22 protein-coding genes and 1 tRNA gene are annotated in these 21,269 nt (G+C 39.7%); 12 read left to right on the forward strand and 11 right to left on the reverse strand.

The window, feature by feature from the left end; genetic code table 11:
* Positions 1-13: 13 nt before the first annotated feature.
* The gene (locus HDF25_RS07770; protein ID WP_184624182.1) at positions 14-658 is read right to left on the reverse strand and encodes a carboxypeptidase-like regulatory domain-containing protein; all 645 of its coding nucleotides are present in this window, start codon (positions 656-658) and stop codon (positions 14-16) included.
* 141 nt (positions 659-799) lie between these two features.
* Here HDF25_RS07770 and bluB point away from each other — a divergent pair, with 141 nt between their 5' ends.
* Positions 800-1,447: a 5,6-dimethylbenzimidazole synthase gene (gene bluB, locus HDF25_RS07775; protein ID WP_184624183.1), complete on the forward strand. Its 648-nt coding sequence runs from the start codon at positions 800-802 to the stop codon at positions 1,445-1,447.
* Between the two features lie 112 nt (positions 1,448-1,559).
* Here the strand turns inward: bluB and HDF25_RS07780 are convergent.
* The 3 genes from HDF25_RS07780 to HDF25_RS07790 all read right to left on the reverse strand — a co-directional run bounded on the left by HDF25_RS07780 (position 1,560) and on the right by HDF25_RS07790 (position 3,703).
* Positions 1,560-1,647 (reverse strand) — tRNA-Ser (locus HDF25_RS07780).
* A 67-nt stretch (positions 1,648-1,714) separates the two neighbouring features.
* Complete coding sequence (gene pyk / locus HDF25_RS07785; RefSeq protein ID WP_184624184.1) at positions 1,715-3,145, reverse strand: pyruvate kinase; 1,431 nt, start codon at positions 3,143-3,145, stop codon at positions 1,715-1,717.
* 138 nt (positions 3,146-3,283) lie between these two features.
* Positions 3,284-3,703 (reverse strand): IPExxxVDY family protein, encoded by a 420-nt coding sequence (locus tag HDF25_RS07790; protein WP_184624185.1) that lies wholly within the window; start codon positions 3,701-3,703, stop codon positions 3,284-3,286.
* 165 nt (positions 3,704-3,868) lie between these two features.
* Here HDF25_RS07790 and HDF25_RS07795 point away from each other — a divergent pair, with 165 nt between their 5' ends.
* The 3 genes from HDF25_RS07795 to rnc are packed head-to-tail and all read left to right on the forward strand — an operon-like array spanning position 3,869 to position 6,149.
* Complete coding sequence (locus HDF25_RS07795; RefSeq protein WP_008508386.1) at positions 3,869-4,105, forward strand: acyl carrier protein; 237 nt, start codon at positions 3,869-3,871, stop codon at positions 4,103-4,105.
* Between the two features lie 29 nt (positions 4,106-4,134).
* Positions 4,135-5,388: a beta-ketoacyl-ACP synthase II gene (gene fabF / locus HDF25_RS07800; RefSeq protein WP_184624186.1), complete on the forward strand. Its 1,254-nt coding sequence runs from the start codon at positions 4,135-4,137 to the stop codon at positions 5,386-5,388.
* Between the two features lie 32 nt (positions 5,389-5,420).
* Positions 5,421-6,149, forward strand: coding sequence for a ribonuclease III (gene rnc / locus HDF25_RS07805; RefSeq protein WP_184624187.1), 729 nt, complete (start codon positions 5,421-5,423; stop codon positions 6,147-6,149).
* Position 6,150: 1 nt separating this feature from the next.
* Here rnc and HDF25_RS07810 read toward each other — a convergent pair whose 3' ends face one another.
* Positions 6,151-6,870, reverse strand: a complete 720-nt coding sequence (locus HDF25_RS07810) for a hypothetical protein (RefSeq protein WP_184624188.1) — start codon at positions 6,868-6,870, stop codon at positions 6,151-6,153.
* Between the two features lie 136 nt (positions 6,871-7,006).
* On the opposite strand from HDF25_RS07810, the gene HDF25_RS07815 reads away from it, so the two are divergent.
* From HDF25_RS07815 to nadD, 3 genes are all read left to right on the forward strand, one after another.
* On the forward strand, positions 7,007-7,870 hold the full coding sequence (locus HDF25_RS07815) for a YicC/YloC family endoribonuclease (protein ID WP_184624539.1): 864 nt from the start codon (positions 7,007-7,009) through the stop codon (positions 7,868-7,870).
* 83 nt (positions 7,871-7,953) lie between these two features.
* Positions 7,954-8,523, forward strand: coding sequence for a guanylate kinase (gene gmk / locus HDF25_RS07820; RefSeq protein ID WP_184624189.1), 570 nt, complete (start codon positions 7,954-7,956; stop codon positions 8,521-8,523).
* 16 nt (positions 8,524-8,539) lie between these two features.
* The gene (gene nadD / locus HDF25_RS07825) at positions 8,540-9,115 is read left to right on the forward strand and encodes a nicotinate (nicotinamide) nucleotide adenylyltransferase (protein ID WP_184624190.1); all 576 of its coding nucleotides are present in this window, start codon (positions 8,540-8,542) and stop codon (positions 9,113-9,115) included.
* 1 nt (position 9,116) lies between these two features.
* On the opposite strand, the gene HDF25_RS07830 is transcribed toward nadD, so the two are convergent.
* Complete coding sequence (locus tag HDF25_RS07830; protein WP_184624191.1) at positions 9,117-9,824, reverse strand: SAM-dependent methyltransferase; 708 nt, start codon at positions 9,822-9,824, stop codon at positions 9,117-9,119.
* Positions 9,825-10,260: 436 nt separating this feature from the next.
* On the opposite strand from HDF25_RS07830, the gene HDF25_RS07835 reads away from it, so the two are divergent.
* The 5 genes from HDF25_RS07835 (at position 10,261) to HDF25_RS07855 (ending at position 15,865) form a co-directional block, all read left to right on the forward strand.
* The gene (locus tag HDF25_RS07835) at positions 10,261-11,757 is read left to right on the forward strand and encodes a DUF6600 domain-containing protein (RefSeq protein WP_184624192.1); all 1,497 of its coding nucleotides are present in this window, start codon (positions 10,261-10,263) and stop codon (positions 11,755-11,757) included.
* Positions 11,758-11,852: 95 nt separating this feature from the next.
* Entirely contained in the window at positions 11,853-13,433 is a 1,581-nt protein-coding gene (locus HDF25_RS07840; RefSeq protein ID WP_184624193.1) for a peptide chain release factor 3, read from the forward strand.
* 560 nt (positions 13,434-13,993) lie between these two features.
* Positions 13,994-14,173, forward strand: coding sequence for a hypothetical protein (locus tag HDF25_RS07845; RefSeq protein WP_184624194.1), 180 nt, complete (start codon positions 13,994-13,996; stop codon positions 14,171-14,173).
* Complete coding sequence (locus tag HDF25_RS07850; protein WP_184624195.1) at positions 14,173-15,081, forward strand: ABC transporter ATP-binding protein; 909 nt, start codon at positions 14,173-14,175, stop codon at positions 15,079-15,081. The genes HDF25_RS07845 and HDF25_RS07850 overlap by 1 nt, the downstream gene beginning before the upstream one ends.
* Before the next feature lies 1 nt (position 15,082).
* The gene (locus tag HDF25_RS07855) at positions 15,083-15,865 is read left to right on the forward strand and encodes an ABC transporter permease (protein WP_184624196.1); all 783 of its coding nucleotides are present in this window, start codon (positions 15,083-15,085) and stop codon (positions 15,863-15,865) included.
* A 67-nt stretch (positions 15,866-15,932) separates the two neighbouring features.
* On the opposite strand, the gene HDF25_RS07860 is transcribed toward HDF25_RS07855, so the two are convergent.
* From HDF25_RS07860 to argB, 5 genes are read right to left on the reverse strand one after another with little or no spacing between them, the layout of a single operon-like run.
* Entirely contained in the window at positions 15,933-17,186 is a 1,254-nt protein-coding gene (locus HDF25_RS07860) for a pyridoxal phosphate-dependent aminotransferase (RefSeq protein ID WP_184624197.1), read from the reverse strand.
* A gap of 27 nt (positions 17,187-17,213) precedes the next feature.
* The gene (gene argH, locus HDF25_RS07865; RefSeq protein ID WP_184624198.1) at positions 17,214-18,545 is read right to left on the reverse strand and encodes an argininosuccinate lyase; all 1,332 of its coding nucleotides are present in this window, start codon (positions 18,543-18,545) and stop codon (positions 17,214-17,216) included.
* 42 nt (positions 18,546-18,587) lie between these two features.
* Positions 18,588-19,655: a M20 family metallo-hydrolase gene (locus tag HDF25_RS07870; RefSeq protein WP_184624199.1), complete on the reverse strand. Its 1,068-nt coding sequence runs from the start codon at positions 19,653-19,655 to the stop codon at positions 18,588-18,590.
* Between the two features lie 2 nt (positions 19,656-19,657).
* The gene (gene proC / locus HDF25_RS07875) at positions 19,658-20,476 is read right to left on the reverse strand and encodes a pyrroline-5-carboxylate reductase (protein WP_184624200.1); all 819 of its coding nucleotides are present in this window, start codon (positions 20,474-20,476) and stop codon (positions 19,658-19,660) included.
* A 1-nt stretch (position 20,477) separates the two neighbouring features.
* Positions 20,478-21,266, reverse strand: coding sequence for an acetylglutamate kinase (argB, locus tag HDF25_RS07880; protein ID WP_184624201.1), 789 nt, complete (start codon positions 21,264-21,266; stop codon positions 20,478-20,480).
* Positions 21,267-21,269 lie beyond the last annotated feature (3 nt).

Consider the following 21,269-nt stretch of genomic DNA (forward strand, 5'->3'; position numbering starts at 1 on the left):
AAGCAGGGCTTTCTTATTTTAATTTCATTTCGACGATCTCTCCATCGGTTTTAACTTCAACGAATGCTTCGATCCTGTCCTGATGATTAACGGTATAACTTTTACGGTCATAATAGTCGGTCGTTCCTCCATAATTGTTATATCCACTTCCCGTATACTGATCATAAGTTCCGGTTGCATCCCAGCTCAGGTTACCCGTCAGGAAGTATTTCCCCGGTTTCATATCAGGAAAGGTAAATTCGCCCTGGCTATTGGTTATGGCCTCAAGACGGAACCTGTAAGCAGCATCTGACAGATAAACATATACTCTTTTTTTATAGTCCTTACTCTTATAGTTTTCCTTATCCTTCCGCAGTTTATACCACTCCTCAAAATATGGGGTCACAGGATAAAGGATGACCTTCATTTTATTGGCATAAATGCGGCCAGCTAAAGGGGCTTTATAACCAAATCCAGTCTTGGGTTTGGTAAAAGCTACACCTTTAATAGTTCCAGTTCCCCTCGCCAGTGCGCTTCTGGCCTGCACTGAGTCGAATTTCATCTGGGGATATAAAGTGGTCACTTTTTGTTCGGGCTCTTTTTCTACATACTGAGCACGGGAAGTAAATGCAAAGCAAACTATAAAGCCTGCCGCTAAAAGGTATTTATTGCTGATCATAGAAATAATATTTGTTAACAAACTGATACTAAACTACAAAAGTTATAAATCAATTTCAATACCCTTAATTCTCTTTATCAACGTTATAAAAATCGGTAATTTAGATGTTCTGAATAATTATCACACAATTTAAATCATAAAATGGGAAGCGACAGGTTATTTGATCAACAAGAGGCTGATCTTTTGTTAGAGATCATTGTCAACAGGAGAGATGTAAGGGGAAACCGTTTCTTAAATAAGCCTTTGGGAGAAGAAGAGATCGATAAAATATTGATGGCTGCAGTAAATGCCCCCTCTGTAGGTTTTTCCCAGCCATGGGAGTTTGTTCTGATTAGGGATGAAAAGATTAAACAGCAAATCAGGGACAGCTTCGACCAGGAAAATGCGAAAGCAGCCGGACTCTTTGGAGGCGAAAAACAAAAGGAATACAATGCGTTAAAACTGGAAGGAATTTGCGAAGCTCCATTGAATATCGCTGTTTTTTACAAAGAAAAAAAAGAAACGGTACTTGGACAAACATCGATGCAGGAAGTAGGCTTATATAGCGTCGTATGCGCCATACAGAACATGTGGTTAATGGCCAGGGCACTGAATATAGGAATGGGCTGGGTAAGTATTATTGATCCGGAGAAGGTAAAGCAAATTGTAAAGGCCCCTGCCGGCAACCAGCTGGTCGGTTATTTCTGCCTGGGTTACACCACAGAGTTTCTGAAGCAGCCTGAGCTGGAAATTTTAAAATGGGAAGCACGTAAAAACATGAAAGAACTCATATTTTATGACAACTATTAGAGGTGAGGAGACCTTTACGCATCGCCCCCTCACCTCTATCCCAGAAAACAAAAAAGACGTCTTAAGCTGATGCCTAAGACGTCTTTTGTTTAAAATATACTTTCTTTACTCGCGGAGAGAGAGGGATTCGAACCCTCGATACCCTTTTGAGGTATACACACTTTCCAGGCGTGCTCCTTCAACCACTCGGACACCTCTCCCATTACGGGTTGCAAAAGTAGTATTTTTTTTTACTTGAGTATTATTATTTTAATGACTACAGAAAAATTAATCTATAACCGTTACTTTCATCATATTCGTTTTACCTTTTCTTTCCATCGGAATTGCGGCAGTATTGATCAATATATCACCTTTTTTGATCAGCTTCATTTTTACCAGCAAGTTGTTTACATCTTCGATAGTATCATCAGTACTTTCGAATTTGTCATAATGGAAAGCCTGAACTCCCCAAACCAGACTTAAAGTATTTAGCAATTGCTTGTTGTCGGTAAAGATATAAGTCAGTGCTTTAGGTCTGTGGCTTGATATTTCGAAAGCAGTATATCCGCTTACAGTCATAGAAACAATACCTACAGCATCTGTCTGCCTAGCTAAATTACAGGCAGAATCACAAATCGCATCACTCAAAAAGGATTCACAACTGGGTTTAAGTGGCTTATCAACGTTAAAAGGATAGTTATTTACCTCAATGTTCTGAATGATTTTTTGCATTGTTTCGATAACGATCAGCGGAAACTCTCCTACAGAAGTCTCACCACTTAACATCACCGCATCTGCACCGTCCAATACTGAGTTTGCAACGTCATTCACCTCTGCACGTGTTGGTCTTGGCGTAGTGATCATGCTTTCCAGCATCTGAGTAGCAATAATTACAGGTTTAGAAGCGGCGATACATTTCTGTACAATCATTTTCTGTAACAGAGGAACTTCTTCCATTGGCATTTCTACTCCCAGATCACCACGGGCAACCATGATACCGTCAGAAACTGCAATAATTTCATCAATATTATCAATGGCTTCAGGTTTTTCAATTTTAGCAATTACTCTGGCTCCCTTGCCTCTTTCTTTGATAATATCTTTTAATTCAACGATGTCAGCCGCATTACGAACAAATGAAAGACCTATCCAGTCTACATCGTTCTCTAATACAAAATCAAGATTTTTACGGTCTTCTACAGTCAGCGAAGGAATGGAAACTTTAGTATTCGGTAAATTTACTCCTTTTCTTGAAGTCAGGATACCTCCGTGAACAACCTCACAAACTACTTCATCTTCGTAGTTTGTCTCTACTACTCTCATCTGCAGTTTTCCGTCATCTAAAAGGATGATTTCTCCTGGTTTCACATCTTTAGGGAAACTGGTATAAGTGATATAAATACGCTCTTCATTACCGACACATTCTTTGGTTGTGATGATTGTGCGACTTCCATTAACTAAGTGTATACCACCATCTTTAACGATTCCAATTCTGATTTTAGGCCCTTGTAAATCAGCTAAAATACCAACATTATAATTGTGTTTTTTATTGATTGAACGGATCGTATCCAGGACTTCCTGGTGATCTGCCTGTGAACCATGTGAAAAGTTAAGTCTGCAAACATCTAATCCTGCATTAAACATGCTTAATAAAACGTCTGGTTTTGCTGAGGCCGGACCTAGCGTGGCTACAATTTTTGTTCTGGAATGAAAGGGTTTCATTTGAGTTATTTTATTTGTTAAGACCAACAAAAGAGGGTTTTAGCTATAAAAACCACTGTTAGCCTGGTTAATTCTGTTATTTAACTAAATAATGTCAGATTCAAATATAGTGTATTTAATACACCTTACATATAAAATTTATATTACCAAATTTTCATTCGACTTCAGTTTCAGGGGGTCAATCTGTGCAGCAACCTGTATATCAGACAGTTTATTGAGTCCTGAGATGATATAATTCAGGTCGTCTTTGTCAATATATGCCTGAATAATCATGAAATAGTCAACTTTATTCATCTCCGGAATTAAAAAACCTTCACTGTTCCGGTTACCGAGAATAAAAAAATCATTATCCCCCTGTTCTGCATAAAAATAATACTTGGAAAAAGCCCTGGGAGGCTCGTCGAGATTAAAAAAGACCTCATGATCTTCAACCTTTTCAAAATTTAAATTGAGCCTAGTATTGATCTGATGACAGAGTACATAATCCTTTAAAGAGGCTGTGATTGCGATTAAGACAAAATCGAGGTCTAATGAAAGTTTTAAATAAGTTTTGTTCAAAGCAGATGAATAAGATATATTTTAGGATACGAAATTATAAAACTAATTTTGCTTTATCATTTGAAATAAAAACATTAAAATTGACAGAGAAATAAAAACATTTGAAATGTGTCAGAATTTATTTTTCTTTGCACTGAATTATTTAACCCATTAAATTATAACATTATGTCTGATATTGCTTCAAGAGTTAAGGCTATTATCGTTGAAAAATTAGGTGTGGATGAGAGCGAGGTTACCCCAGAAGCTTCTTTCACTAATGACCTAGGTGCGGATTCTTTGGATACTGTAGAACTTATCATGGAATTCGAAAAAGAATTCAATGTAGCGATTCCTGATGATCAAGCTGAGACTATCGGTACAGTTGGTCAAGCAATTGCTTATCTAGAGAAAAACGTAAAGTAGAACATACGGCCTCCGTATAATCCGTATAAATGGAATTAAAAAGAGTAGTAGTTACAGGTCTAGGTGCACTCACTCCAATTGGCAATACTATCCCAGAATTCTGGGATAATTTGTTAAAAGGGGTGAGTGGCGCTGCGCCTATTACAAGTTTTGACACAGAAAAATTCAAAACGAAATTTGCCTGCGAGCTGAAAAACTTCAATCCTGAAGACTTTTTAGAAAAAAAAGAGGCACGCAAATTAGATCCTTTTGTACAATACGCAATAGCATCAACAGATGAAGCGGTAAAAGATGCTGGATTTGACTTCTCGCAAATTGACACCAATCGTGTTGGCGTTATCTGGGGTACTGGTATTGGTGGTATTAAAACATTTCTGGAAGAAATGAGAAACTATTTTTCGGGCGATGGAACTCCCCGGATCAACCCGTTTTTTATTCCAAAAATGATTATTGATATCGTTCCAGGCCATATCTCTATAAAATATGGCTTACGCGGCCCTAATTTTGCTACAGTTTCTGCTTGTGCATCTTCCACTAACGCAATGATCGACGCTTTCAATTACATCCGGCTTAATATGGCTGATGTGATTATCAGTGGTGGCTCTGAAGCGATTATTAATGAAGCTGGTATTGGCGGTTTTAACGCAATGCATGCCCTTTCAACAAGGAATGACGATCCTTCAACTGCTTCCAGACCGTTTGATAAAGACAGGGATGGATTTGTGGCGGGAGAAGGAGCCGGAACAATTATTCTCGAAGAACTGGAACATGCAAAAGCCCGCGGTGCTAAAATTTATGCCGAATTAGTAGGCGGTGGAATGAGTGCTGACGCAAACCATATTACTGCCCCTCATCCTCAGGGACTGGGTGCGAAAATGGTGATGACTAATGCCATGAGAGATGCTGGTCTGAGTACCGGAGACATTGATTACATTAATGTTCACGGAACATCTACCTCGCTTGGAGACATCAGTGAGACAAAAGCTATTGTTGATTTATTTGGCGAAGATGCCTACAAATTGAATATCAGCTCTACAAAATCAATGACTGGTCACCTTTTAGGTGCTGCCGGTGCTGTTGAGGCTATAGCTGCGATTCTTGCTGTTAAAAATGACATCGTTCCTCCGACAATTAATCACTTCACAGATGATCCTGACTTTGATCCTAAATTGAATTTTACTTTTCATACTCCACAAAAACGTTTGGTTCGTGCTGCATTGAGCAACACATTTGGTTTTGGCGGACATAATGCATCAGTAATTTTCAAAAAATACGAAGAGTAAAACGTCAAGATATATCGATTTTAATCAATTTAATGCCCCTATTTGACCTATATAAACTTTACTTATCTCCTGATAAAGAGTTTATAAAAAAGCTGAAAAATATGTTAGGCTTTGTGCCTGGAAATACCGTTTTGTATAAAATGGCATTCAGGCACAGGTCTGTGGCTAAGATATTGAAAAATGGGAGCCGCAGCAGCAATGAACGTCTTGAGTTTTTAGGGGATGCTATCCTGGGCGCTGTTATTGCTGAACTTCTCTTCAAAAATTATCCCTACAAGGAAGAAGGTTTCCTGACTGAAATGCGTTCTAAAATCGTTAACAGGGTCAATCTAAATCAGCTTGCGAGAAAAATGGGGTTTGATCAGTTAATCGTTTTCGATCAGAAAATGGTTAATATGCAGACTAAACATCATTCTATGCTTGGAGATGCTTTTGAAGCATTGATCGGGGCAGTATACCTGGACAAAGGATATAATTTCACCAAAGAATTATTGCTTAAACGAATTGTCAAACCCTATATTGACATTCATACGCTTGAACAAACAGAAACTAATTTCAAAAGTAAACTGATTGAATGGTGTCAGCGCCATGCCAAAGACATCACTTTCGAGATGATGGAGAACAGCGAGGGTGATAGTGCCAAACTCTTCACTATACAGGCAATCATTGATGGCGAGAGTTATGGCATCGGCAGGGATTATAATAAGAAAAATGCAGAGAAACAAGCAGCTGAAAAAGCTTGTGAGGCATTGTCCCTCTAAATTATTTCTTTTTTAAAGTATCCGTATATTGCTTGTAGGAGTCTTTAATGTATTTTACTGCATCATATTCAGTCCAGTTTTTTGCCTTCTGATAATCAGGACGATAGTTTAACATAAAATTTTCCAGTTCTTTATCTGTCAAACCAGTATTCTTCCGGATCAGTGATTCATTGAAATAACCATCTATCTGTGTCTGCTGCAATTCTCTGTTATAATAATTCCCGAATCGCTTTGCATTTTTAGGCGTACGCCCGAATAATTCATATAAAGCAGTTATAGGGGCAAAAATATAAGAGAGAACCGGTGGTTTCCCCGCATAAAATGATCCTTTATCCCTGTAATCCTGCTTCAGTTCATCCAGTTCGGCCTTCTTTGACTTGGCCCTGATATTGACTTCATTTAATGTAGTTCCAGTGCCATTATCCAGATAAACAATCAGATCCCTGTTGGATAAAACAATCATCTCTCTGTCAGAATAGTTTTGTTTATAGATGACCAGTGTGTCTCCAACGGTCGCTTTCACCTGAAAAAGACCAAGGTCATTACTCCCAACAGTAAATTTAGTCCGCAAATTGGTAATCTGTGCTGCCGCGATACGGTTTGTCGTCCCTTTCATCATGACTACGCCACTCAACTGGAAATCCTGCTGTGCAAAGACAGCAGCCGCGGAAGCAAATAAAAGTGTAAAAATGAATAAACTTTTTAGAATTGTTCGGGTCATTTGTCAATGGTGTATGTGGTAAATTTAACCAATGTTTATCAATCTGCCATATCAAAAAATATCAAATGACTTTTTAAAGGCTATTCTACCTAATCATTTTTAACAATAAATTATATCTTTGCACATGATAAAATCAATGACAGGTTATGGCCTGGCCTCTACAGATCAGGAAAATACAAAGTTTTCCGTAGAGATAAAATCCCTGAACAGTAAGTTTTTAGAACTCAATCTAAAACTACCCCGGGCTTATGCAGATAAAGAACTTTTATTGCGTAATATCTGCAGCAAGGATATTGAGCGTGGAAAAGTGAATGTTTCTATCAATATTGAACGTAGTGAAGAAAACCTTAAAGGAGCAACAATCAACGGAGCTTTATTAAGTAAGTACTACAAACAACTGGAGGCTATCAACATTGATTTAGGTGCCAATTCAAATAACCTACTTCAGGCTGTTCTGAATTTTCCTGACGTAATCAGTTACACTGAAGAAACAGTTAATGACGGCGAATGGGATATTTTACAACAAACTTTTAATACTGCCCTTGCTAATTTTAATCAGTTCAGAGAAACTGAAGGAGCTGTTTTAAGACAAGACCTCGAGCTTAGGATTACCAATATTCTTGGTTTCTTCGCACAGATTGAAGTTCTTGCCCCATTGAGAATTCCCCATATCAAAGCAAGATTAAACCAGTTTCTGGAAGAAATTGCCGGAAAAGTTACTGTTGATCAGAACCGTTTAGAACAGGAGTTAATCTATTATATAGACAAACTTGATATTACGGAAGAAAAAATCCGCCTGAAAAGTCATTGTGATTATTTTACTGAAACGTTAAAAAGTAAAGATGCTAATGGCAAAAAACTTGGATTCATTTCTCAGGAAATAGGACGGGAAATAAATACTATGGGTGCAAAAGCAAATGACGCGCAAATACAACAATTAGTTGTAGGTATGAAAGAAGAATTAGAAAAGATTAAAGAACAGTTGTTAAACGTTATTTAGTACGTCAGCAAATATTACTCAGTGCTAAACAGCTGCCCGTTACGCAGCGAACCAGACACTGAACATAGCAATAGAATACACCAATGATACAAGGCAAACTTATTATATTTTCCGCTCCGTCGGGCGCAGGTAAAACGACAATCGTTAAACATTTACTGGAAAAATTTCCATCGCTGAGTTTTTCCATTTCCGCGACGACAAGAGAATCACGTGGAGATGAGAAACATGAAAATGATTATTATTTTATCTCTAAGGAAGCCTTTTTACATAAAGTTGCCCACCAGGAATTTGTAGAATTCGAAGAAGTTTACAACGGTACCTTTTATGGCACATTACGTTCAGAAATTGAACGGATCTGGAACGAAGGCAAACATGTTATTTTTGATATTGACGTTGAAGGCGGATTACGTCTGAAACGTAAATATGAAAATGATGCATTGGCTATCTTTGTTCAACCTCCTTCTCTGGAAGTCCTGAAAGAGCGCCTGAGCGGTCGTGGCACTGACAGCGAAGCAAAACTACAGGAAAGATTTATTAAAGCTGAGAAAGAGCTTAAATACGCTGATAAGTTTGATGTTATTCTGAAGAACTTTGAGTTGGAAACAGCCTGTAAAGAAGCCGAAAAACTGGTAGCTGATTTTTTAAGTAAATAAAATTTTAAGGGAAGGAATGGCAAAAACAGGTTTATTTTTTGGTTCTTTCAATCCTATTCATACCGGGCACCTGATTATCGCCAGTTATATGGCCAATTTCACGGACCTGGATGAGGTGTGGCTGGTTGTTTCGCCGCAGAATCCATTAAAAAATAAAAAGGGGCTTGGTAATATGTATGACAGACTGGAGATGGCCCGGTTAGCTACAGAAGCGGCTACGCAACTCAAAGTCAGTGATATCGAATTTAACCTGCCCCAGCCTTCCTATACGATTGATACCCTGGCCTATCTCCGTGAAAAATATCCGGCTAAAGAATTCGTACTCATTATGGGGGCTGACAATCTGGTCTCCCTTAAAAAATGGAAAAACTACGAAGTACTGCTGAAAGATTATCACATCTATGTTTATCCCAGACCGGGTTCTGACGTGGAAGAATGGCTTAACCATTCTTCGATTACATTTACAGAGACCCCTCAGATGGAGATTTCATCGACTTTTGTCAGAAAAGCATTAAAAGACAATAAGAATATACAGTTCCTTGTCCCTGAAAATGTAATCGCATTTATGGATAGCAAAAATATGTACCGTTAATCTAACGGTAGATCAGAAATATCGCAGGTTTTTTGTGGAGATCAATCTTCTCCTGACGCCACTGCCCTATCGACTGTGTCCGGATATACTCATCCTCTCCTGTTACGTTACAGGCAATACATAATAAGGTATGGGCTGCAGTATTTTTAATGATATCTTCATATAAATGATTATTTCTGAATGGCGTTTCGATAAACATTTGAGTTTGTTTATTTTTCTCGGCCAGTTGCTCCAATTCTTTAATTTTCTTGACTCTTTCAACCTTATCAATAGGCAGGTAACCATGAAAAGTAAAACTCTGTCCGTTAAATCCTGAGGACATCAGAGCCAGTAATAATGAATTCGGACCAACCAACGGAACAACCTTAATCCCACGTTTGTGCGCTTCAGAAACAATTTCAGCTCCTGGATCAGCAACACCAGGACACCCGGCTTCGCTCATCAAACCAACATCTTTTCCGGTCATCAGTTCTTTGAAATAAGGAACCATAGAATCATTCCGTTTATGTTTACCATAATCATGAATGGTCAGCTCGCTCTGTGGGATTTTTATGCCAGCTTCTTTTAAGGATTTTCTGGCCGTCTTCTCATTCTCTACAATATAGGTATCAATAGCATTAATCGTATCAATCAGATAGGGTGTGAATGACTTCGCAGAGGCATTTTCTGCCAATGGAACGGGAATCAGGAATAGTACACCTTTTTTCATTTGTATATATTTTTTTTAGCGGTTATGAAGCCTGACGGAAGCTTATTCTTATTCAGGGAATTATTAAGCAAAGCCAGTCTCCATTGAATCTTATTTTTTTGGTATAATTTATGTAGTATTACTATGAAATCTGTCTACACCGGTTTAGCAGATATGAAAGCTCTTATAAGTAGTAATGTTATTAAATTTTCATTATTTAATCTGCAGATTGCAATAGTTTCGGATTACAAAGGAAAAGAATAAATATCTGGAAAGAGAAAATAAGCCTCTAAATATTACTTTTTAACCGTTTAAGAATCATAAATGCCGTTCTCCCTATCATGCAATCTTTAAATGGTGCTATATTACTTGCAACGTTGTGACATAAAACGTTAAACTTATGTTCCGTTTTTCACTCATAAATATAAGTTAGGTTATATTATAAATACACACACAAATGAAAAAATTAATCAAATTGCCAGCTGTTCTTCTGGGGCTCATGCTCCTGTTCAGCGGCCTCACTCAAAAAGTAATGGCACAGGGATATGATGATATATCACTCCAGTCATTTTATGATGAATTATCTCCCTATGGCACCTGGATACAGGACCCACAATATGGGAATGTATGGCGTCCGGATGTAGATCAGGGTGATTTCAGACCCTACTATACTGATGGCCGATGGGTTATGACCGAGTATGGAAATACCTGGGTATCGGATTATGACTGGGGATGGGCACCATTTCACTATGGCCGCTGGATAACTAACAGCTATAATCAATGGGTATGGATTCCTGATACTGTCTGGGGACCTGCCTGGGTAAGCTGGAGAAGCGGTGGCGGATATTATGGCTGGGCTCCATTAGGTCCTGGTTTTAGCATTAACATCAATATCGGTGGAGGTGGCGGATATTACAATACACCTAATAACTGGTGGAATTTTGTATCACAACGTGATATCTACAGCAATCGTTATCCCCGTTATTCAAGCAGAAACATAACTATCATCAACCGTACAACAATTATTAATAATACTTATGGTCGCGGTGGCAGAAATACTTATTACACCGGCCCCAGAGCTGAGGAAATAAGAAGAGCAACAAACAGAGATGTGAGAGTTTATAACATTTCACGTTCTGAAACCCCTGGAAGAACAAGTATTACGAATAATAACATCAATATCTATAACCCAAGATCTGGCGGAAGATCAGGAAACGTTAATCCTTCAAGATCAGGAGATGTAAACAACTCCAGATCAGGTAATGTGAATCCTTCAAGATCAGGAGACGTAAACAACTCCAGATCAGGTAATGTGAATCCTTCAAGATCAGGAGACGTAAACAACTCCAGATCAGGCAATTTTAATCCTTCAAGGTCAGGAGACGTAAATAACTCCAGATCAGGAAACGTTAATCCTTCAAGATCAGGAAACACTGTGGTAGGAACTCCATATCAGCCTGGTAGAACAGGTAGTGATGTAAATAACCGTGGAGGACAAAGCCGTCAGGACCAGACACAACAGATGCAGCAGCAACGTCAACAGCAGCAACGTCAGCAACAGGATCAGCAGCGTCAGCAGCAAGTACAACAACAACAACGCCAGCAACAGGATCAGCAGCGTCAGCAGCAAGTGCAACAACAACAACGCCAGCAACAGGATCAGCAGCGTCAGCAGCAAGTGCAACAACAACAACGTCAGCAACAGGATCAGCAGCGTCAGCAGCAAGTGCAACAACAACGTCAGCAACAGGATCAGCAGCGCCAGCAGCAGCAACGTCAACAACAAATGCAGCAACAGCAACGCCAGCAGCAGGATCAGCAACGTCAACAACAACAGCGTCAGCAACAGGATCAGCAACGTCAGCAGCAAGAACAACAACGCCAACAGCAGGACAGCAGGTCTTCGGGCGGAGATGCCCCACAGAGAAGTGATTCAAGAGGAGGCAGAAACTAAATCAATATAAAATAGAGACCGGCTTAATGGCCGGTTTTTATTTTATATATTATATTTATCTTTGCAGCCTCATCAAGCAATACGCTTAACCCTTTATGATTCACCCCGAAATAGAAAAACGAAAAACATTTGCCATTATCAGTCACCCGGATGCCGGGAAAACGACTTTAACTGAAAAGTTTCTGTTATTTGGCGGAGCCATTAATACGGCCGGTGCGGTAAAACGCAACAAAGCCAATCAAAGCAGCACTTCAGATTTTATGGAGATTGAGAAACAACGTGGAATTTCCGTTGCCACCTCAGTAATGGGTTTTGAATACAAAGATAAACGCATCAATATCCTGGATACACCGGGTCACAAAGATTTCGCAGAAGACACTTACAGAACATTATCCGCAGTAGATAGCGTAATCCTTGTTGTAGACTGTGTAAAAGGTGTAGAGGAACAGACAGAAAAGCTGATGGCTGTATGCCGCATGCGAAACACCCCAGTGATTATCTTTATTAATAAGATGGACCGCGAGGGTAAAGATGCCTTTGATCTGCTGGACGAAATTGAAAACAAACTCAATATCAGTTTATGCCCCCTTTCCTGGCCAATTGGTCAGGGCCATACCTTTAAGGGAGTATACAGCATTTACAATAAACACCTTAACCTTTTTGAACCGGACAAAACGAAAATTGCAGATCCTGTAATAGAAGTTAACGATTTAAATGATCCGAACCTCAACAACTTCCTGAAGCCTAAGGAGCTTGAAGGTTTAAAAGGTGATCTCGAATTAGTTGATGGTGTTTATGGTAAACTTGACCAGAGCATGTACACTGAAGGTTTACTTGCCCCGGTATTCTTTGGCAGTGCGATTAATAATTTCGGGATTAAAGAACTCCTGGATACCTTTATCAATATCGCACCAAGTCCTAGAAGCAGGGAAGCTGAACAAAGAGAAGTATTAGTAGAAGAGAAAAACTTCTCAGGATTTGTATTTAAAATCCATGCCAACCTTGATCCTAAACACCGTGACCGTATCGCCTTCTTAAGAATATGTTCAGGAAAATTTGAAAGGAATAAATTCTACTTCCATACCCGTCAGGGCAAGAAGCTGAAATTCTCCAATCCAATGGATTTCATGGCTAATGAAAAAAGTATAGTAGAAGAGGCCTGGCCAGGTGATGTTGTCGGATTATACGACAGTGGTAACTTCAAAATCGGAGACACCCTCACTGAAGGTGAACAATTACAATTTAAGGGTATTCCGAGCTTCTCTCCTGAAATATTTAAAGAAGTTGAGAACAGAGATCCATTGCGCACAAAACAGCTGGAAAAAGGCATACAGCAGCTTACGGAAGAAGGCGTAGCACAGTTGTTTACTCAACAGCCCGGAAACAGAAAGATCATTGGTGCTGTCGGCGAACTACAGTTTGAAGTAATTGCATTCAGACTCGAGCACGAGTATGGCGCAAAAGCCCATTTCCGTATGTTAAGCTATAGCAGATCAAACTGGGTAACTTCGACAGATAAAAAGAAACTGGAAGAATTCGTCAAACGTAAACAACAGCATATCGGAGAAGATAAAGACGGGAACCCCGTATTTCTTGCGGACAATGATTTCATGATCAATATGACCAAAAGAGACTATCCGGATATTGAATTCCACAAAACTTCTGAATTCAAATAAAAGAATTCAAAATAAAGACAAAAGACCCGGCAGAGAAACCTGTTAGCGCGTTTCACAATGCTGGCCTAATGGCTGAATAACTTAATTTCAAATAGTTATTCAGCCATTTGTTTTTACCCCCCCCCGGTTTAATTAAGACTACAATACAAATAAGTACACAGGAGTGTTACCATCAATACTTCCTTATAAAATTATTCAGATTTAGTTCATGCTTTATTCGATACAAACTGAACATAGTCTTTAACACCTCTGAAAATGGTCTGAACGATGTCTGAACAAGGTATATTCAGTACACTAATTATCAGCGACTTACAAACGATGATTTTCGATCATATTTTGCATTATAATTGATAAATATCAGGTGAAGGCGAACATAACCCTGCGTCTTTATCACCCCTGTTTTCGACCAACTGCCCTTTTTATTCTACCAACGCCAGAATATCACGAAAAAGCTCATTATTTTCAGATTCTACTGTTCATCTAGTCGAATAAGCTATTGGTATAAAACATTTTAGCATGAGATTTTAAATTATTCTATTTGTTTAAGCAAACGAATAATCATGAAAAGTCTCTCTAATATTTCGCCTTTTATACTTTTATTAGTTCCCGTTTTTATGATGATGGGATTGACCCTCACCAATAGTTCAAACCATACCGGACAACGTACAGAGGTTAATTCAAAGACCACTGTAAATGCACCCGATGCTTCAGTAAAAACAAACGTATCACTTTCTAAATAATGGAAAATATAGCCATCCAAACCTGCGGACTTACCTATCATTTCGACAAACAGAAAGTCGTAGACAATCTTTCACTTGAAATAGAAAAGGGCAGCATATATGGTTTTCTTGGCCATAACGGCGCAGGTAAGACCACTACGATCAAAATTTTATTAAACCTGTTAAAGTCTCCCAGAGACACTGTCTTTATTTTTGGGAAAGAAATCAACAGTCACCGGATTGAAAGTCTGAAAAAAATAGGCTCCTTAGTGGAACAGCCTGCATTATATGCACACCTTTCCGGCAAGGAAAACCTGATTAACCGCTGTATCCTTTTAAATATTCCAAAAAGTAAAGCTACTGAATTACTGGCCATGGTCGGCTTAACAGAAGCCGCAGCTAAAAAAGCTGGTCAGTATTCTCTGGGTATGAAACAGCGCCTGGGTATTGCCTTGGCCTTATTGTCAGATCCTGAATTACTCCTGTTGGACGAGCCGACCAACGGACTAGATCCCAATGGTATTATTGAAATTCGTAATCTGATTATCGAACTGGCTTCAAAACATCAGAAAACGATATTGATTTCAAGCCATTTGCTAAGTGAAATTGAAAAAATGGCGACACATGTAGGAATCATCAATAAAGGGAAGTTGTTATTTCAGGGAACAATTGATGAGCTGCATAAATTAAGTAAGCCAATGATAGAAATTGACCTGGACCGGGCAGAAGAAGGCGCTGAATTCTTAAATCAGCACGGCTATAAAGTTCAGCATGGCAACACTAAACGGATTGGTTTGCATTATACCTCCCCCGAAGAAACCGGAAAAATCAATACCCTTTTAGTACAAAACGGCTTTACAGTAACCCGCCTGTTCCAGGTAAGAAAAGACCTGGAGAATCTCTTTTTAGACATCACCAAGACTAACTGATATGCAATCATTATACCTTTCTTTTCGTTCAGAATTCTACAAATCCAGAAAAACACTAGCCTTTTGGGCGGCAATTCTATTACCCCTGGTTATCTGTGGCCTCGTTACTTTGGGCATCATAACCAATACAGACAAGATCTTAAAAATGAATCCAGCCCCGCAAATGCTCTGGATGAGTTATATAAGCTCGACAGTCGGTCTTATGGGTATTATTATTCTGCCCTTTTATGTGATCTTCATGTCCTTTTCGGTAAATAATATTGAACATAAGAATGATACCTGGAAAAGCTTGTTTTCCCAACCGCTCAACAGATTTTCAATTTATGCCGCGAAATACCTTTATGCGGTTATTCTGGTTTTTATCTGTCTTTTTCTCTTTGCGGCCCTTACCTACTCATTTGGTTATTTCTTGCATACCCTGAACTCAAAGCTGAGATTTAACGAATTCGATCCTTTTAAAATCATTTCAGAAACTTACCTCAGGCTATTTATCTCATCAATGGGTATTTTATCTCTGCAGTTTGTCATCAGTCTGATCTGGAGCGATTTCCTGAAGCCAATGGGCATTGGGTTCATTGGACTCATTATCGGCATGATAACGGCTACTAAAGGCTGGGAATATGCATACCTGATCCCCTACAGTCATCCTACACTCACCCTTTCTATCTCCAGAGCTGCTAAAGATGTTCCCTTTATGACCCGGGAACTCTGGTCAAGCCTGATTTATGCCATTGTACTATTTATTGCAGGCTATTTTATCGTAGCCAGAAAGAGCGTTAAATAAAAAGAGGGTATTCCGATCTGCTCAAACACAGCATCGGGATACCCTCAACAGATAAAAATCTGTAAATCTATTTCAATTTAGCCAGCGCAGCTTTAACACGCGGGATCATTTCATTGATATCAGTCAAAGAACACGCACCAACAGAAGCACGGAACCATGATTTGGTTTCATCCGTACCAAAACAAGAGAATGGTACTAATGCTACCTGCGCCTCTTTGATCAGGTAAGAATTTACATCCGTACTATCTTTCAATAAATCTCCGTCAGCCGTAGTTTTACCAATATAATCGATTTTAAGTGTCAGATAAATTGCGCCCATTGGCTCAATTGCATCTACAGCAAAGCCTTCGTTTTTCAATCCGCTGAAGCCTTTATATAAAGCATTCAGGCTATCCTGGATCTGTGCCTTGAATGAAACAAGGAATTCATCTACCTGTACTTTATCTGCAAAATATTTACCTACTGCTACCTGTTCAGCTTTAGGTGCCCATGCACCGATATGCGTCAGGAAAGCTTTCATTTTGCCGATTACTTTTTCTGGTCCGAATGCCCATCCTACACGTACACCTGTACTTGCAAGACATTTAGAGATCCCATCAATATAAATCGTATAATCTTTTAATTCAGGACGTAAACTAACCGGGTTGATATGCTCTTTTCCAAAAGTAAGTAAAGAGTAAATCTGATCGTACATGATATACAATGGTTTCTCCCCTTCAGCTCTTGATTTGTTTTCTGCAATAACCAGGTCACAGATTTCTTCCAGCTGCTGCTGGGTAAACATAGTACCCGTAGGGTTTAACGGAGAACATAAAGCCAATAGAGTCGCACCTTTAAGATGTGGTTTTAACAATTCTGCAGTAGGCATGAAGTTACTTTCCGCAGTCGTTTCCACAGCAACACCCTGCGCTGAAGAAAGGTGACAGTAGTGATTATTATTCCATGATGGTGCAGGATAAATTACTTTATCTCCCGGATCGATCAATGCCAGGTAAGTTGCATAAATTAACGGACGGGAACCACCGGAAACCAATATTTCATTGCTCTTAAAGTCAAGGTCGTATCTATCCTTTAATACATCTACAATTGTTTCCCTTAAGGCTAAAATACCATCGGCAGGAGGATAATTTGTATGATTATGATTATAAGCTTCAACAATTTCAGCCTTCAACCCAGCAGGAATAGGAAAAATTGAAGGATCAAAGTCACCTATAGTTAAATTGGCAATCTTAGCACCTTTGCTCTTCAGCTCATTGACTTCATTACCAATTTTAATGATTTCTGATCCAATAAGTGAGTTTGCTAATACCGATACATTCATGTTCTATAATTTTATTAATGGTTAGAATTAAGCCAGCAACTGTTGAATAGCTAACTTGGTTTTTTCAAAATTAAACTGGTCGAGAATAGTCTCCATCATCTCTTCTATCTGCGGATTACAAAGATTTCCTATACTGCCTTCGTGCGTATGATTCACCTTTACCCCTGGCACAAAGGTACCATTTTCAATCGTCTCTCCTACTATCTGGTAAGCTTCTCTAAAAGGAACTCCCTTTAAAGCCAGGTCATTAACAACCTCTACACTAAACAAATAATCATATTTTTTATCCGCTAAAATATCTTCTTTGATCGTGATATGATCGAACATATACGCCGTTATTTCAAGACATTCATTTAAAGATGTTATAGCCGGAAACAGGTTTTCTTTTAACAGTTGCAAATCGCGGTGATATCCTGAAGGCAGATTAGTTGTCATCATGGCAATCTCATTAGGCAATGCCTGAATTTTATTACATCTTGAACGGATCAGCTCAAATACGTCCGGGTTCTTTTTATGCGGCATAATACTGGAACCGGTTGTCAGTTCATCAGGGAACTTGATAAAACCGAAGTTCTGATTGATAAACAAACATACATCCATCGCCATTTTTGCCAGCGTTGCCGCTACAGAAGACATCGCCTGAGCCAATATACGCTCAGTTTTACCTCTGCCCATCTGTGCATAAACCACATTGTAGTTCAGATTGTCGAAACCCAGAAGACTGGTCGTCATAGTTCTGTTTAATGGAAATGAAGAACCGTAACCCGCAGCCGAACCTAAAGGATTCTTATTACAGATCTTCCAGGCTGCCAGCATCATCTCCATATCATCGACCAGGCTCTCGGCATAAGCACCAAACCACAAACCAAATGAAGATGGCATTGCAATCTGTAAATGCGTATAACCAGGTAATAATTTATCTTTATGTGTGTTGCTCAATGTGATCAGCTGCTGAAACAATACCACCGAATGATGAACCATTTCCTCGATCCTGTCTCTGAAAAATAATTTCAGATCTACTAAAACCTGGTCGTTACGGGAACGTCCGCTATGGATCTTTTTACCTGCATCCCCGATACGCTGGGTCAATAGCCATTCTACCTGTGAATGCACATCCTCAACCGTATCTTCTATCTTAAATTCACCGGTTTCAATTTCCTTGTAAATATTTTTAAGCTCTTTTTGAATTTCTGCCAGCTCAGCTGCTGTCAGTAAACCGATGCTTTCCAGCATCTCTACATGAGCCAGTGAACCCAGCACATCAAAGGCTGCCATTTGTAAGTCCAGCTCTCTGTCTTTTCCGACAGTGAAACTCTCTATACTTTTATTTACTTCTATATTTTTTTGCCAGATCTTCATGTAATTAAATTATAATGCCTCCTCAGAAGCAGATGTTTTGCGCTATTTACCGTTAATAACCGGCTTAAGCATCTCAATATATAGTTCTATTCCTTCAGCTACTTCCTTCACAAATACATATTCATCAGCCATATGTGAACGTGCAGAGTCTCCAGGACCTACTTTCACCGAAGGGATACTCAATAAGGCCTGATCAGAGGTTGTCGGAGAACCATAGGTAGTCCTGCCCATAGCGATGCCCGACTGAACCAGTGGATGTCCTTTATCTATGGATGAAGGTTTTAGCCTTACAGACCGTGGTTTTACCTCACAATCAACATTTGTCCGGATAATCTTAAGCACCTCTTCGTTCGTGTATGCATCCGTTACCCTGACGTCTACTGTAAACGTACAGGTAGCCGGAACGACATTATGCTGAGATCCGGCATTGATAATCGTCACTGACATCTTTAAAGGCCCGAATACTTCAGAGACCTTTGAAAACCGGTAATTTCTGAACCAGTCTATATCCTTCAGTGCTTTATAAATAGCATTGTCACCTTCTTCTCTGGCGGCATGGCCTGCTTTTCCGGTAACCGTACAGTCCAGTACCAGCAGTCCTCTTTCGGCAATAGCCAGGTTCATTTCTGTAGGCTCACCTACGATAGCAAATTCCAGCTCTCCAAGATCCGGAATAACTAATTCCAACCCGTTATTTCCTGATATCTCTTCTTCAGCTGTAGCAGCCAGACAAATATTGTAGGTCAGCCCTTCCTGTTCATAGAAATAAAGAAAAGTCGCGATTAGTGAAACCAGGCATCCCCCGGCATCATTACTTCCCAGCCCATATAACTTACCGTCTTCTATTTTAGGCTCATAAGGATCTCTTGTATAACCTGAATTTGGTTTTACTGTATCGTGATGTGAATTTAAGAGCAAAGTAGGCTTAGCTGCATCAAAATGCTTATTGTAAGCCCATATATTATTCAGTTTACGGTGTACTTTAATTTGTCGTTCCTGCAAAAATTGTCCAATCTGATCGGCAGTCTTCTCTTCTTCCTTACTGAAGGATTGAATACTGATCAATTTCTTTAACAATTCTAAACTATCCTTTTGCAGCGTCTCTATCATAATTATTCTTTTGTATATAATGCCCCGGCTTTTACAGCCGAAAGCTTAATGCCTTTAATCAGGGATGAACTGAATCCATTATGTTCCATTTCATTCAGGCCCGCAATGGTACATCCCTTTGGCGAAGTTACCTTATCAATTTCCTGCTCAGGATGCGATTGCATTTGCAGGAGCAGGTCTGCTGCACCTTTAGCCGTTTGAACAGCCATTTTAAGTGCTTCATCAGCATGAAAACCAATCTCTACCCCACCTTGTGAAGCAGCGCGGATACCACGCAGGAAAAAGGCGATACCACAGGCACAAAGAGCCGTTGCAGCAGTCATCAGATCCTCATTGATTTTAACTACAGCACCAACTGTTTCAAACATTCTGGTCACTTCAGTCACATGCGGTGCCGAAGCATTATCCGTAGCCACACAAGTCATTGACTGACCGATAGCAATCGCCGTATTCGGCATCGCCCGGATGACTTCCAGTCCTTCACTCAGTTTCTCACGGATTGCTGCACAGCTTACTCCCGAAGCCACAGATATCACTAAATGCCTGTTGACATCTATCGAACCGGCGATCTGTTCCATTAACTGATTAAGCTGCTGGGGCAGAACAGCAAGAACAATGACATCAGCATTGGCTACTGCTGCTGCATTATCTGTACCGATCATATATCCCAGACTGGCAAATCCTGTCAGATGGCTCAATGTCCGCCTGGTCAGGGTAATCTGGTCAGCCTGAACATAATTTGCTTTAACTAATCCTTTTGCCAGTGAAATTCCAATATTCCCACTGCCGAGGATGGCTATTTTTCCTGTAAACTGTCCCATATTAATTTATTAACCGGGTTCCAAAACCCTGTGTATCTATCTGTGGTAATTCATCGGCCTTGCCAATATAAACAGCTTTGACCCCTTGTCTGATCGCTTCAAATGCATTGTGTAACTTAGGAATCATCCCTCCCGAGACAACACCTTCTGCCTGTAGCCGCTCAAAATCATTTCTTTTGATTTCTGAGACCAGCGATTCTTCATCTTCCACATCACGCAGCACTCCTTTTTTTTCAAAACAGTAAACCAGGCGGGTATCATAAACTGCAGATAGGGCCACAGCCACTGCCGAAGCGATGGTATCTGCATTCGTATTCAGCAACTGCCCCTCACCATTATGCGTAATCGCACATAAAACAGGGATCAGTTTACTTTTCAATAAGCTGTCTAAGGTGTCAACCGATACCGATGTATCATCCAGATCACCCACAAAACCAAAGTCTATCTCTTTAACCGGACGTTTTACCGCCTGAATTACATTTCCATCAGCGCCACTTAATCCGATGGCATTACATCCTCTGGTTTGTAGCTGAGCGACCATATTTTTATTGATCAGTCCGGCATAAACCATGGTGACCACCCGAAGGGTTTCAATATCCGTAATCCGCCTGCCATCTACCAGTTTAGGCTCAATTCCCAGGGAACTTCCTAATTCTGTTGCTATTTTACCTCCACCATGGATCAGGATCTTTTCGCCGGGCAGGGCTGTAAAATCAATCAGGAACTGATGTAATTTCTCCGAATTATCAATTACATTTCCACCAATTTTTATAACCGTTAACTGCTTCATTAT

The organism is Pedobacter cryoconitis (assembly GCF_014207135.1).
GTDB lineage: Bacteria > Bacteroidota > Bacteroidia > Sphingobacteriales > Sphingobacteriaceae > Pedobacter > Pedobacter cryoconitis_D.

What these genes read in the sequence shown, in the direction of transcription:
- HDF25_RS07795 (WP_008508386.1), top strand. Translation starts at nt 3,869, where the DNA reads ATGTCTGATATTGCTTCAAGAGTTAAGGCTATTATCGTTGAAAAATTA.
- HDF25_RS07810 (WP_184624188.1), bottom strand. Translation starts at nt 6,870, where the DNA reads ATGACCCGAACAATTCTAAAAAGTTTATTCATTTTTACACTTTTATTT.
- HDF25_RS07840 (WP_184624193.1), top strand. Translation starts at nt 11,853, where the DNA reads ATGATTCACCCCGAAATAGAAAAACGAAAAACATTTGCCATTATCAGT.
- HDF25_RS07835 (WP_184624192.1), top strand. Translation starts at nt 10,261, where the DNA reads ATGAAAAAATTAATCAAATTGCCAGCTGTTCTTCTGGGGCTCATGCTC.
- HDF25_RS07870 (WP_184624199.1), bottom strand. Translation starts at nt 19,655, where the DNA reads ATGATAGAGACGCTGCAAAAGGATAGTTTAGAATTGTTAAAGAAATTG.
- HDF25_RS07855 (WP_184624196.1), top strand. Translation starts at nt 15,083, where the DNA reads ATGCAATCATTATACCTTTCTTTTCGTTCAGAATTCTACAAATCCAGA.
- argH (WP_184624198.1), bottom strand. Translation starts at nt 18,545, where the DNA reads ATGAAGATCTGGCAAAAAAATATAGAAGTAAATAAAAGTATAGAGAGT.
- HDF25_RS07770 (WP_184624182.1), bottom strand. Translation starts at nt 658, where the DNA reads ATGATCAGCAATAAATACCTTTTAGCGGCAGGCTTTATAGTTTGCTTT.
- rnc (WP_184624187.1), top strand. Translation starts at nt 5,421, where the DNA reads ATGCCCCTATTTGACCTATATAAACTTTACTTATCTCCTGATAAAGAG.
- HDF25_RS07815 (WP_184624539.1), top strand. Translation starts at nt 7,007, where the DNA reads ATGACAGGTTATGGCCTGGCCTCTACAGATCAGGAAAATACAAAGTTT.
- proC (WP_184624200.1), bottom strand. Translation starts at nt 20,476, where the DNA reads ATGGGACAGTTTACAGGAAAAATAGCCATCCTCGGCAGTGGGAATATT.
- bluB (WP_184624183.1), top strand. Translation starts at nt 800, where the DNA reads ATGGGAAGCGACAGGTTATTTGATCAACAAGAGGCTGATCTTTTGTTA.
- argB (WP_184624201.1), bottom strand. Translation starts at nt 21,266, where the DNA reads ATGAAGCAGTTAACGGTTATAAAAATTGGTGGAAATGTAATTGATAAT.
- HDF25_RS07850 (WP_184624195.1), top strand. Translation starts at nt 14,173, where the DNA reads ATGGAAAATATAGCCATCCAAACCTGCGGACTTACCTATCATTTCGAC.
- pyk (WP_184624184.1), bottom strand. Translation starts at nt 3,145, where the DNA reads ATGAAACCCTTTCATTCCAGAACAAAAATTGTAGCCACGCTAGGTCCG.
- HDF25_RS07845 (WP_184624194.1), top strand. Translation starts at nt 13,994, where the DNA reads ATGAAAAGTCTCTCTAATATTTCGCCTTTTATACTTTTATTAGTTCCC.
- HDF25_RS07830 (WP_184624191.1), bottom strand. Translation starts at nt 9,824, where the DNA reads ATGAAAAAAGGTGTACTATTCCTGATTCCCGTTCCATTGGCAGAAAAT.
- nadD (WP_184624190.1), top strand. Translation starts at nt 8,540, where the DNA reads ATGGCAAAAACAGGTTTATTTTTTGGTTCTTTCAATCCTATTCATACC.
- HDF25_RS07860 (WP_184624197.1), bottom strand. Translation starts at nt 17,186, where the DNA reads ATGAATGTATCGGTATTAGCAAACTCACTTATTGGATCAGAAATCATT.
- gmk (WP_184624189.1), top strand. Translation starts at nt 7,954, where the DNA reads ATGATACAAGGCAAACTTATTATATTTTCCGCTCCGTCGGGCGCAGGT.
- fabF (WP_184624186.1), top strand. Translation starts at nt 4,135, where the DNA reads ATGGAATTAAAAAGAGTAGTAGTTACAGGTCTAGGTGCACTCACTCCA.